Consider the following 11,791-nt stretch of genomic DNA (forward strand, 5'->3'; position numbering starts at 1 on the left):
AATTATACAGCTGTAGTCATCAGTATTCCAAAGCCAAAAATCAAAGCAAAAGCCAAGGCTAAAAGTGCCATTTTCTTTAATTCAGCATCTAGCATTTTATACTCTTGGGTATTTCCTACTTTAATCATCAATAAAATAGCAGGAATTAACAATATTAAATAAGCAAACTGAAACCACTCAATCACAGGCTGTTGCAGAATATAAATTAAAGCTAAAACAAAAGGGGTAAACATTAAAAATGCATGATAATATTTAGCATAAAATAAACCTAACATCACAGCAACCGTGTTTTTGTTGGCACGCTTATCCTGCGGAATATCGCGCATATTATTTAAGTTTAAAACCGCAGTGCTCAACAAACCGATCGCCGCTGCCGGCAAAAGTAAAATTGCATCAAAGGTTTTTGTAAACAGCATATAGGTTCCAATCACAGAAACCAAACCAAAGAAAATAAATACAAAAACATCACCTAAAGCTCTATATCCATAAGCTTTGTCTCCAACGGTGTATGAAATTGCCGCCCAAACCGATGCAATACCTAAAACGAAATAAGTCGCAAATAATTCAATATGATCAGGTAAGTAGGCCAATGCAATCAAAGCTAAAGCTGAAATTCCAGACAAAACAGCCATAATCTTAACGGCCTTTTTCATGGATTCCGCACTAATATCTCCCGAAGCAACAGCTCTTTTCTCACCAGTTCGGTCTTTGTCGGTTCCTTTAATTCCATCGCCATAATCGTTGGCGTAATTAGATAAAACTTGCAACAAAAGCGTGGTTACACAAGCCAAAGCAAAAAGTAACCCATCAAATTGACCTTGATATGCAGCCAATAAGCTTCCTAAAAAAATTCCGCTGATAGATAGCGGAAGCGTTCTTAGCCTTGCGGCACTGATCCAATTTTTCATTCAGCAAAAATCATAAATATTTTTCAAATGATAAGCCTGAAACTTGAGAAAGTGGCAAACCATCAAATATCTCTGATATAATTTTCTTGCATTTATTTTTAGTAAAATAACCTTGGTACGAGCCACCTAAGTGCGGTTTTGGGATTTCTATCAACCATACATACTTGTTGTATTTCATGAACTGTAGGGTTTCTTGATGTTCATCTACCAAACCGATATAGCTACCATCGTCTTCAGAAATATTATTAAATATATCTAAAGCCTGCCATACACTAGCCTCTAGAGGAGCGTTCGTAGGCACACAAATGTTATTAGTATAGTCTTTAAAATAAAGTAGCATAGAGCTAATTTAGTAAAAAATATTTTTAATTCAATATTTTTTTTTGCCTTAACTTCTGATAAACAATAAATTGTCAGAATCAAGAGCTTTTCATTATGATTTCTTAAACCATCTGCATTTAATTTTAAAGCTAGATTTAAGTTAAACAAATTTTAACATGTATCTTTGTCTATCATTTTTTTAAAGTAGTCACATGAAGGTATTGGTTATCAATTCAGGAAGTTCGTCTATTAAGTTTCAATTGTTTAAAATGCCCGAACAGGAAGTTATTGCTTCTGGTTTAGTTGAGAAAATTGGTCTTAAAAATGGTGAAATCCATTACAATACCCAGAAGAAATCCGTAAACATCGAAATGGAAATCCCTGATCACGCAGTGGGATTACGCGAAGTTGTAAATTTATTGATGAGTTCTGCTTCCGGAGTGATTTCAAATGTTGATGAAATTGAAATGATTGGACATCGTGTGGTACATGGCGGTAAGGAATTTTTGAACACCGTTGAGATTAATCAGGATGCAATAGATAGAATCAAAAGCTTATTCAACTTGGCTCCGCTGCACAATCCACCAAACCATGTGGGAATTGTAGTAGCTCAAGATATCTTCCCTAATGCGAGACAAATTGCTGTGTTCGACACCTCGTTTCACCAAACGATTCCAGAGAAGGCACACACATTTGCTATTCCATTGAAATTCCGAGATGAACATGACATTCGTTTGTATGGATTCCATGGAATTTCTCATCATTATGTTTCTCAAAAAGCGATTGAATATTTACACAATCCAAAAGCTAAATTGATAGTAATACATTTAGGTAATGGTTGCTCGATGACAGCAGTTAAAGATGGAAAAAGTATTGATCACTCATTAGGATTTGGACCTAATCAAGGTTTAATCATGGGAACCAGAAGTGGCGACATCGATCAAGGTGTTATTTTCTATTTAATGGAGAAATTCAACATGGGCGCTCAAGAGGTTTCTGATTTACTAACCAAAAAGAGTGGAATGCTTGGTCTGACTGGCGACAGTGACTTGCGCGGCATCGAAGAAAGAGCTAATAATGGAGATGAAACTGCTCAATTAGCCCTGGAAATGAATACTTACAGAATTAAAAAATATATTGGTACTTATACAGCCGTATTAAATGGTTTAGATGCTATTGTTTTCACAGCGGGAATCGGCGAAAATAGCGAGTTAATTCGCGCTAAAGTATGTGAAGACATGAGCTATTTCGGAATTGAATTAGATGCTAACAAAAACAGTATCCGTTCTAAAGAAATCCGCGAAATCTCTACAGAATACAGCAGAACAAAAGTATTGGTAATTCCAACCAACGAAGAGTTGCAAATTGCCAAGGAGTGTTTCGCGTTTCAGCAGAAATAATAAATTAAAAACTAAGAAAGTAGCGCCTTAGATTTCCATTCGGTTTCTTGCCATTCTTTTTCAGCATCACTTTCAGCTAAAAGTCCGCCGCCAACATAGGCTGCCAACTTATTAGCAAAGACTTGTGCACATCTTAAATTGACATAAACTTCGGTGTAATCTTTAGATATAACACCAAAATAACCTGTATAAAAACTTCTATCATAGCCCTCATTTTCTAATATAAATTGATGGGCTTTTTCTTTAGGCATACCACAAACCGCCGGCGTCGGATGCAACAAGTTACATATTCTCTCTGGATCATGCTCTTGTTTTAACTGCGCCGAAAACTTTGTTTTTAAATGCTGAATCTCACCTAAACTAATAGTTTTCGTTTCTCCTTTGTTTGGATTAAAATCTTTTAAATAACTATAGACATAATCCACGACCAATTGATGCTCTTTGTATTCTTTTTCTGTCCAATCTCTGTTATCAGAAACAGCTTTTGTACTTGCTAAAGCAACAGTAGTCAATTCATTATTATCGATTTGAACAAGTTTTTCTGGACTTGCTCCCATCCAAGTTTCACCATTAAAATTAGCCAAATAAACCATGGCTTTTGGATATTTATGAGCCAAGTGAACTAATTTCTCACCAAAATCTTCATTAAAATCCGCATATTTAATTCGACTAAAAATCACCTTATCGAGTTCATCATTTTTTAAAGCTTCAATAAAGTAATTACAGCGCTCGATATATTCATCATGTGACTGCTCTTTTACCGATTGATCGATGGGCTTTAAATTTAAATCAAACTCCACCTTTGATAATTCATCATAACTCAAACTAGCTTCATCTTTTTTATATAGACGATGTGTAATTTTGTTATCGAACGAATGAAATACAAAGTAAGTTTCCTCTTCTTTTTCGCCTAAATTCCATAGCTTAAAATGACTTTCGTTGGGCGCTCTAAAAAGGACAAAATCTTGGGTGATTTTCATAGATAATTTAGCTTAAGATTTAGCTGACTTTCTTTTAATGTCAATAATTTTGGTAGTAAGAATTGCATTTGAAATTAAATTATCATTTTCATCATGAACTCTAATATCAATCACATGCATGCCTCTACCTTTTCTAATGAATGATCCTTTGGCAAAAACCTTTCCTTCTCGCACAGATTTTAAATGATAAATATTCAAATTAGTCCCCACAGAACCTTCTTCTTTATCAACACATTGCACCGCCGACAAAACACTTCCAACGGTTTCGGCCAACACAGCAGTTGCTCCACCATGCAAAAGACCATAAGGTTGATGAACCTTTGAATTCACTTCCATAGACGCCGTTAATGTATCGCCCGTAAAATCAATATATTCAATACCAAGTAATTCCATCATGGTATTTTTGTTCGTTGCATTCATCTGCGCTAAAACCTTATCTTTATCCATCTTTTTTATGTTTCTTTAAACTCAAAAGTAATCAAAACTAAGCTATTTTATGCCTTACTTTTCAAAATCATTTTATCACACTACCCTCCTATTTTGTCTTTCTATCTTTTTAATTTCTTGTGAACCCATCGAACAATTTAATTTTCCGTGGAATCAAAATGAGGTAGCAAAACAAACCAAAGAGGATTATACTTTTTATCCTGTGAAATGGGTTTCTGATGGAGATACTTTTTGGATAGACGACGGAAGCGAAAATGGAAAGAAAATAAGATTAATCGGAATTGATGCGCCGGAATCAGTAGATTATGGCAATAAAACCAAGCAAGAATTTGGCGAAGAAGCACATAAATTTGCAGATTCTTTATTGAAAAATAAAAAAGTTAGACTTACTTACGATATCGTTAAATACGATAAATACGGACGAACGTTGGCTTATGCTTATTTAGAAGATGGAACTTTTGTGAATAAGAAAATCATCGAGATGGGCTATGCAGTTGTGTTTAATTATGCTCCCAACCTCAAATACGCCGACGAGTTTATAGAAGCCGAAGATGCTGCATTTGACAATAATAGAGGTTTATGGGCACTAGAAGACTAATGAAATATTTATTATTTAAGCTTTATCTTAATTCATTCCAACTAGCCTATTTTTTTCTTAATATCCTGAATTTCAGAGTAAATTTGATTTAAAGTCACCATATTATTCATCTTTCCAAAGTTCAACTGGGAATGAAATTTCCAAACTTCTACAACATTCTCATAGGGCACTTGCACAGGAGCATACTCAGGGTTTAAAGAAATGAGATTCAATAGGTTATTTTCGATATCTTTTTCAATCATTTTCAATCGGATACTATCCTCCTCTACCACTACATATATATCATTGTCTTTAATTTCTTCTAATTTCTCCACTGCACTACAAATCACCCAACTTTTATCTTGAATCAAAGGCATCATACTATCTCCTTTCACCTCAAAACCTCGGTAGCTGCTATTTCTATATTCAGGTAATGGAATTTGAAACATAGGTAGTTCACCAATCCATTGCGCATCTTCTACATTCTGACCATAACCAGCTGCTGCTTTTTGGCTTACCATAACGATATTCTCGTCACCATCGCCATCAATACTAATCACTTTTGGCATAGTTGAAGCCGAACTCATTCTGATTATTTTTTGATCACTCTCACCAAATAACCAAGAAGGATTAATTTGAAATTGTTGGTACAATTCTTTTACAACAATTCCACTTAGCTTCACTTTTCCGCGTTCTATATCCACGGTAGAACTTCCCGCCCCAATCATTTTAGCAAATTCAATTTGGGTGTAACCTAAGTCCTCTCGAACCTCTCTTAAACGCTGATTCTCTATGGGTATCTGCATGTTTTATTTTTTAATATCTGAATAAATTTTAAACTTAAAAACCTATAATTAAAGTCTAATCTTCAGCATTTTATACAAATATACACTTTCATTGGAATAATTCCATGATATTGGAGTATTTCCATAAATAAGGAATATTTCCATATCTTTGAATCAAATATGGAAAGGATATGAAGAGGAGTATTTTGCATTTAGATTTAGACACTTTTTTCGTGTCTTGTGAACGATTATTAGACAGCAAGTTAAACGGCAAACCTATCTTGGTAGGCGGAACAGGAAGCCGTGGTGTAGTATCCGCAGCAAGCTATGAAGCACGTACTTTTGGCGTTCATTCGGGGATGTCTATGAAGATGGCGCGCATGATGTGCCCAGAGGCTATTGTGATCCGTGGAAATGCTGGAACTTATAGCAAATTCTCTAAAATGGTGACCGATATTTTGCAAGAAAATGTTCCTGTTCTAGAGAAAGCAAGCGTAGACGAATTTTATGTGGACATGAGTGGCATGGACAAGTTTTTTGGTTGTTATAAATACGCCGGAGAACTACGCCATAAAATCATAAAAGAAACAGGTCTCCCAATCTCATTTGGCCTTTCGGAGAATAAAACTGTCTCTAAAATTGCCACCGGAGAAGCCAAACCCAACAACCAACTCAAAATAGACTATGGCATGGAAAAAACATTTCTTTCACCGCTATCTGTGCGTAAAATTCCAGGAGTTGGAGACAAAACTTATCAAACTCTTTGTCATTTAGGCATTAAAGAGGTTAAGGTTTTACAACAAATGCCGAGAGAAATGGTAGAAAACGTTTTGGGTAAAAATGGAAGTATTCTTTGGCAAAAAGCTAATGGCATCGACCACTCTCCCGTGATTGAATACCACGAAAGAAAATCGATTTCTAATGAGCGAACCTTCGGTAAAAACACCACCGACATGGACTTGCTAACTCGCTATATAACAGCTATGACAGAGAATTTGGCTTATTTACTTCGCAGTGGTAATAAAATGACAGCTTGCATTAGCATTAAGATTAGATACTCTGACTTTAACACCTATTCTAAACAGGTCAAAATCCCCTACACTTCCGCAGATCATATTTTGATTCCTACGGCTTTGGAGTTATTCCATAAATTATATGACAAGCGATTACTCGTTAGATTGGTTGGCGTTAGATTTAGTGATTTAACCAGTGGAAGCTATCAAATCTCAATTTTTGAAGACACTAAGAAAACAACCCAACTCTACGAAGCTATGGACAAAATCCGAAGTCGTTATGGCAGTCGTAGTGTGATACGCGCCAATTGCATGGATGTACACAGCATCGGAAATGATTTCAATCCATTTAATGGGGAACCTCCGACGGTTTTAGCGCATAGAAATGCTTAAAAAAGATAATCAACCAATCAAAATATTAAGTCTCAAAACCACACTTTGTACTTAAACAACCACACATATTACAGCCTACGCTACGGAACATTTTCTGAGGAAGATCTTCTGCAAATGGCAGCACAAAATGGTTATGAGAGTTTAGCGATTACAGATATTAACAATACTTCGGTTACTTTAAATTTCTTTAGACTTGCAAAGAAGTATAACATAAAACCCATTGCTGGCATCGATTTTAGGAACGGAGCTGAATCAATGTATGTTGGAATTGCGCACAACAATTCGGCTTATTTAGAGTTAAATAATTTCTTATCCCATCATTTACATCATAAAATCCCTTTTCCAGAAACGGCTCCAGTTATTCCGGATGTTAGCTTTATTTATAGTTTTGAAACGGTTTTAAAACAAGAAAAAAGCACTTTCCGTCCCAATGAACGTATTGGTGTAGATTTAAAAGATTTAAAAAAAATTGCATTTAACCATTTGATTCGTCGGCCAGAATTGTGGGTTTTATGCCTTTCTAATACTTTTAGAAATAAAACAGATTTTAATATCCATCGATTGTTGCGTGCAGTGGATAACAATACTTTGCTGAGTAAACTTGATCCTCTAGAACAAGCTTCTCCTAATGAAATCATGCTCCCAAAGCAGCAACTATTAGAACGTGTAAAGGATTTTCCATTTTTAATTCAAAACACACAAAATCTAATTGATTCCTGTGAAACCAGTTTTAGTTTTAATGCAGAACATCAAAACAAGAAAAAATTTACAGAAAGTAAAGCCAAGGATATTCAATTGTTGAGGCATTTATGTTTAGAAAATTTACCTAAACGCTATCCTGTCGTAACCCCTGAAATTCAACAAAGACTTGAAAAAGAGCTTAAAACCATAGAAGAAATGGATTTCGTTTCTTTCTTTTTGGTGAATTGGGACATCATCAGTTATGCTCAACGAAAAAACTATTTTTATGTAGGTCGAGGAAGTGGTGCGAATTCAATCGTCGCTTATTTACTGCGCATTACGGATGTGGATCCTATTGAGCTAAATCTCTACTTCGAGCGTTTTATGAATGTCTACCGAACTAGTCCTCCGGATTTTGATATAGATTTTTCTTGGCGAGACCGTGAAGACGTTACCAATTATATTTTTGATCGCTACGGTAAAAATGGAGAAGTTTCGCTGATTGCTACCTACTCCACTTATCGACATAGTGCGGCGATGCGTGAATTGGGCAAAGTTTTCGGACTTCCTAAACACGAAATTGATATTTTAAGCGATGGGAAATATGATCCTACTCAACTAGAAAGTTATGCAAAATTAGTTCACCAATATGGGAGATTGATTCATGATTTCCCGAATTTAAGAAGTGTACACGCCAGTGGAATTTTAATTTCAGAAAAGCCTATCCACTATTTTTCGGCCACAGATTTACCACCCAAAGGCTTTCCTACCACACATTTCGATATGATTATAGCCGAGGATGCTGGTTTGTATAAATATGATATTCTCGGACAGCGTGGATTAGGGAAAATTAAAGAAGCCACCGAGATTATTAAGTATAATCAGCCTGAAAAAACTTTACCAGACATTCATGATACCAAGCCTATGTTCACCGACGAAAAGGTGAATCATATGATTAAAAAAGGGAATTGCATCGGTTGTTTTTATGTGGAATCACCTGCCATGCGCATGCTGATTAGAAAACTAGAAGTTGACAATTATTTGCTTTTAGTCGCAGCTAGTTCTATCATCAGACCTGGCGTTGCCCAAAGCGGCATGATGCGAGAGTATATTATGCGGCATAAATATCCTGAAAAGAGAAAAGATGCACATCCGACTCTTTACGAAATTATGCCGGAGACTTACGGCGTAATGGTATATCAAGAAGATGTAATTAAGGTGGCGCATCAATTTGCGGATTTAAGTTTAGGCGAAGCTGACGTTTTAAGACGTGGTATGAGCGGGAAGTTTAGGTCGAGAAATGAAATGCATTTAGTACAACAAAAATTCTTTAATAATTGCTTAAAAAAAGGATATCCAGAGCAACTCGTTAAAGATGTTTGGCGACAGATTGAAAGCTTTGCTGGTTATGCTTTTGCTAAAGGTCATTCGGCGTCCTATGCAGTTGAAAGTTATCAAAGTTTATTCTTAAAATGCTATTATCCGTTAGAATATATGGTTGCCGTAATTAACAATGGTGGCGGCTACTATACACGCGAATTATATTTTCATGAAGCTCGAATGAACGGTGGAATTCTTCACGCGCCATGCATTAACAAAAGCTTTTCCCAAACTGTTATTTATGGAAAAGATATTTATTTAGGTTTTAATTTATTAAATAACATAGACGAAAAGTCTATGGAGCTGATTGAAACTGAAAGAAATGAAAACGGAGAATTCACTTCTTTTCAAGATTTCGTGAATCGAGTTCCTTTGGGCATAGAACAAATGGATATTTTAATTCGGATTAATGCATTTAGATTTACTCAAATTCCCAAGAGAAATTTACTGTGGCAAATCTATTCCTTACAACCTAAAAACAAGAAAACTCAAACTACCAAAGAGCTTTTTCCTCCACCTGAAAGGAATTTCGACATGCCGAATCTAACTTCTAATCCGTTAGAAGACGTTTTTGACCAAATAGAATTGTTAGGTTTTGCGCTTAACGATCCTTTTTCATTGACTGCTGAAAAAGTGCCAGATGGACTTTTGGCGAAAGACTTACCTTTTAATTTAAATAAAACCGTCAGTATTTATGGTTATTTAGTCACCGCCAAATACACGAAAACGCATAAAAAAGAAGTCATGCACTTTGGAACCTTTTTAGATCGCGCAGGACACTGGATAGACACAGTGCATTTTCCTATGGTTGCCAAAAAATATCCATTCCAAGGAAAGGGAATTTATGAACTCACCGGAAAAGTTACCGAGGAATTTGGTTTTTATACGCTTCAAATTTATAAAATGCGAAAATTGGCCTTTATGAAGGATCAAAGATTTGTTTAATCCTCCATTTTGGTGAAATTAAATACTTGAAATTTGAATTTCTCCCTAACTCAAACTCTAATTTTAGACCTCAATTCTAGTTTGAAATTTGAAATTATAGAAAATCTGACTCAAAATGGAAGTAAAAAAACAACTGTTTCAATCCAATTTCGACTGGCTAAAAATCCAAAAAATCTAAAAAACCGAGATTTCCCCACTTTAGACTCAAAAAAGTTTCAAAAATTTTTAAATCGTAACTAATTCATAATAAATGAGAAGCGAAATAAACGTAAAAAAAATGTAAACTTTTTCTCAAAATAATTTTGAAACTTCAAAATAATAGCTACATTTGCATCGCTGATTAAGACAGAAACAGACGTTCTTTCAAACATAATCATCGCAGTGAGGGAGAGGTGCCGGAGTGGTAACGGAGCAGATTGCTAATCTGTCGACGGGTAACCGTCGCCAGGGTTCGAGTCCCTGTCTCTCCGCAAGAAAAAATTATTACTCGGGGCGTAGCGTAGCCCGGTTATCGCGCCGCGTTTGGGACGCGGAGGTCGCAGGTTCGAATCCTGCCGCCCCGACTATACAAAAACCCACTAGTTATCTAACTGGTGGGTTTTTTGTTTTTAATAATTTCCGAAATAATTATGCTCTGATTATTTCTTCTATTTTATCATCTCCTTCAAGAATTTCAAACACTTGATTGGTTCTTACTTTATCATCTAAAGCTTCAACTAATGTCTTAGCTACATCGGCTCTAGATATTCTTCCTTCTAAACTTAAATTCGTTCCTAATGCAATTTTACCTTTAGCTTCATCATTGGTTAAATTACCTGGACGAACTATGACATAATCCAAGTTACTAGACTTTAGATATTCATCTGCATTTTGCTTTGCCTTAAGATAATCTTCTAACTCTCCTCCAATAGATGGATTGTCTGCGCCCATAGAACTCAACATCACAAATTTACTAACCTTGGCCTGCTTGGATGCATCTACCAAACGCTTAGCTCCTTCCTGATCAACTCCCACAACGTTTCTCCCCTTAGATCCCGCCGCAAAGATGACTTTATCTATTCCTTCTGTGGCGTGCGTTAAATCCTCTTCTAAATCCGCTAAAACGACTTTAACATTTTGTTCCTCGAAGGCCTTTTTCTGCTCTTCCTTGCGAAGCATGGCAATGGGTTCATATATCGCTGAATCTTTTAACAATTCAACGATAATTTTCCCTGTTGTACCATTGGCGCCCGCAACTAATACTTTTTGTTTACGTTCCATAATTGGCACTTAAGCTTTCTTTTCTAATTGTTTTAATAATAACTCAGCTACTTTTTCCGATGAAGCCGGATTTTGCCCTGTAATCAATAAACCATCCTCTAAAGCATACTCCTGAAAATCGCCAGCCTTACTATATTCTCCACCATTTTCTTTCAACATATCTTCTACCAAGAAAGGAACCACATCGGTTAAACCAGCCAAAGCCTCCTCTGAATTAGTAAAACCTGTTACTTTCTTGCCTTTAACCAAATATTCTCCATTGGCGTCTTTTGCATGTTTTAAAGCTCCTGGAGCATGACATACAAAGGATACAGGTTTTCCTGATTGATAGAAATCTTCAATTAATTGGGTTGAAACTTTGCTCTCTGCTAAATCCCATAATGGACCGTGACCTCCTGGATAGAAGACGGCATCGAAATCTTTTGCTGAAATCTCTGATAACGGAAGTGTTTTACTCAATTTTTTTTGTAATTCTTTATCTTCCTTAAATCTCTTGGTAGATTCTGTTTGATTTTCTGGCTTATCACTCGTAGGATCAATTGGAGGCTGTCCACCTGCTGGTGATGCCAACGTGATTTCTACACCCTGATCTAATAAATGATAATAAGGTGTTGCGAATTCTTCAATCCAAAAACCTGTTTTATGTCCTGTATCGCCTAATTTATCGTGCGATGTTAATACGATTAATATTTTCATTTGTG

General features: G+C 35.8%; 11 protein-coding genes and 2 tRNA genes. 6 read left to right on the forward strand and 7 right to left on the reverse strand.

The window, feature by feature from the left end; genetic code table 11:
• Positions 1-2: 2 nt before the first annotated feature.
• Both menA and NLM59_RS01955 read right to left on the reverse strand, forming a co-directional pair.
• On the reverse strand, positions 3-908 hold the full coding sequence (gene menA, locus NLM59_RS01950; protein ID WP_304416055.1) for a 1,4-dihydroxy-2-naphthoate octaprenyltransferase: 906 nt from the start codon (positions 906-908) through the stop codon (positions 3-5).
• A gap of 10 nt (positions 909-918) precedes the next feature.
• Positions 919-1,248 (reverse strand): hypothetical protein, encoded by a 330-nt coding sequence (locus NLM59_RS01955; RefSeq protein WP_304416056.1) that lies wholly within the window; start codon positions 1,246-1,248, stop codon positions 919-921.
• Positions 1,249-1,441: 193 nt separating this feature from the next.
• On the opposite strand from NLM59_RS01955, the gene NLM59_RS01960 reads away from it, so the two are divergent.
• Complete coding sequence (locus tag NLM59_RS01960; RefSeq protein WP_304416057.1) at positions 1,442-2,629, forward strand: acetate/propionate family kinase; 1,188 nt, start codon at positions 1,442-1,444, stop codon at positions 2,627-2,629.
• A gap of 11 nt (positions 2,630-2,640) precedes the next feature.
• Here NLM59_RS01960 and NLM59_RS01965 read toward each other — a convergent pair whose 3' ends face one another.
• Both NLM59_RS01965 and NLM59_RS01970 read right to left on the reverse strand, forming a co-directional pair.
• A complete protein-coding gene (locus NLM59_RS01965; RefSeq protein ID WP_304416058.1) occupies positions 2,641-3,609 on the reverse strand; it encodes an isochorismate synthase in 969 nt (322 codons plus the stop codon).
• A gap of 12 nt (positions 3,610-3,621) precedes the next feature.
• The gene (locus tag NLM59_RS01970; RefSeq protein ID WP_304416059.1) at positions 3,622-4,056 is read right to left on the reverse strand and encodes a PaaI family thioesterase; all 435 of its coding nucleotides are present in this window, start codon (positions 4,054-4,056) and stop codon (positions 3,622-3,624) included.
• A 49-nt stretch (positions 4,057-4,105) separates the two neighbouring features.
• Here NLM59_RS01970 and NLM59_RS01975 point away from each other — a divergent pair, with 49 nt between their 5' ends.
• Positions 4,106-4,654: a thermonuclease family protein gene (locus NLM59_RS01975; RefSeq protein WP_304416060.1), complete on the forward strand. Its 549-nt coding sequence runs from the start codon at positions 4,106-4,108 to the stop codon at positions 4,652-4,654.
• 41 nt (positions 4,655-4,695) lie between these two features.
• Here the strand turns inward: NLM59_RS01975 and NLM59_RS01980 are convergent, their stop codons facing one another.
• The gene (locus NLM59_RS01980) at positions 4,696-5,439 is read right to left on the reverse strand and encodes an XRE family transcriptional regulator (RefSeq protein ID WP_304416061.1); all 744 of its coding nucleotides are present in this window, start codon (positions 5,437-5,439) and stop codon (positions 4,696-4,698) included.
• A gap of 170 nt (positions 5,440-5,609) precedes the next feature.
• Here NLM59_RS01980 and dinB point away from each other — a divergent pair, with 170 nt between their 5' ends.
• From dinB to NLM59_RS02000, 4 genes are all read left to right on the forward strand, one after another.
• Positions 5,610-6,824 carry a DNA polymerase IV gene (dinB, locus tag NLM59_RS01985; RefSeq protein WP_304416062.1) on the forward strand — a complete coding sequence of 405 codons (1,215 nt, stop codon included), beginning with the start codon at positions 5,610-5,612 and terminating at the stop codon, positions 6,822-6,824.
• Between the two features lie 45 nt (positions 6,825-6,869).
• Complete coding sequence (locus NLM59_RS01990; RefSeq protein WP_304416063.1) at positions 6,870-9,830, forward strand: DNA polymerase III subunit alpha; 2,961 nt, start codon at positions 6,870-6,872, stop codon at positions 9,828-9,830.
• A 386-nt stretch (positions 9,831-10,216) separates the two neighbouring features.
• Positions 10,217-10,300: transfer RNA gene (locus NLM59_RS01995), tRNA-Ser, on the forward strand.
• Between the two features lie 18 nt (positions 10,301-10,318).
• Positions 10,319-10,393 (forward strand) — tRNA-Pro (locus tag NLM59_RS02000).
• Between the two features lie 64 nt (positions 10,394-10,457).
• On the opposite strand, the gene NLM59_RS02005 is transcribed toward NLM59_RS02000, so the two are convergent.
• Both NLM59_RS02005 and NLM59_RS02010 read right to left on the reverse strand, forming a co-directional pair.
• Entirely contained in the window at positions 10,458-11,090 is a 633-nt protein-coding gene (locus NLM59_RS02005; protein WP_304416064.1) for an SDR family oxidoreductase, read from the reverse strand.
• 9 nt (positions 11,091-11,099) lie between these two features.
• Positions 11,100-11,786, reverse strand: coding sequence for a type 1 glutamine amidotransferase domain-containing protein (locus NLM59_RS02010; protein ID WP_304416065.1), 687 nt, complete (start codon positions 11,784-11,786; stop codon positions 11,100-11,102).
• Positions 11,787-11,791 lie beyond the last annotated feature (5 nt).

The organism is Profundicola chukchiensis (genome assembly GCF_029664245.1).
Lineage (GTDB): Bacteria > Bacteroidota > Bacteroidia > Flavobacteriales > Weeksellaceae > Profundicola > Profundicola chukchiensis.

What these genes read in the sequence shown, in the direction of transcription:
- menA (WP_304416055.1), bottom strand. Translation starts at nt 908, where the DNA reads ATGAAAAATTGGATCAGTGCCGCAAGGCTAAGAACGCTTCCGCTATCT.
- NLM59_RS01955 (WP_304416056.1), bottom strand. Translation starts at nt 1,248, where the DNA reads ATGCTACTTTATTTTAAAGACTATACTAATAACATTTGTGTGCCTACG.
- NLM59_RS01960 (WP_304416057.1), top strand. Translation starts at nt 1,442, where the DNA reads ATGAAGGTATTGGTTATCAATTCAGGAAGTTCGTCTATTAAGTTTCAA.
- NLM59_RS01965 (WP_304416058.1), bottom strand. Translation starts at nt 3,609, where the DNA reads ATGAAAATCACCCAAGATTTTGTCCTTTTTAGAGCGCCCAACGAAAGT.
- NLM59_RS01970 (WP_304416059.1), bottom strand. Translation starts at nt 4,056, where the DNA reads ATGGATAAAGATAAGGTTTTAGCGCAGATGAATGCAACGAACAAAAAT.
- NLM59_RS01975 (WP_304416060.1), top strand. Translation starts at nt 4,106, where the DNA reads ATGCCTTACTTTTCAAAATCATTTTATCACACTACCCTCCTATTTTGT.
- NLM59_RS01980 (WP_304416061.1), bottom strand. Translation starts at nt 5,439, where the DNA reads ATGCAGATACCCATAGAGAATCAGCGTTTAAGAGAGGTTCGAGAGGAC.
- dinB (WP_304416062.1), top strand. Translation starts at nt 5,610, where the DNA reads ATGAAGAGGAGTATTTTGCATTTAGATTTAGACACTTTTTTCGTGTCT.
- NLM59_RS02005 (WP_304416064.1), bottom strand. Translation starts at nt 11,090, where the DNA reads ATGGAACGTAAACAAAAAGTATTAGTTGCGGGCGCCAATGGTACAACA.
- NLM59_RS02010 (WP_304416065.1), bottom strand. Translation starts at nt 11,786, where the DNA reads ATGAAAATATTAATCGTATTAACATCGCACGATAAATTAGGCGATACA.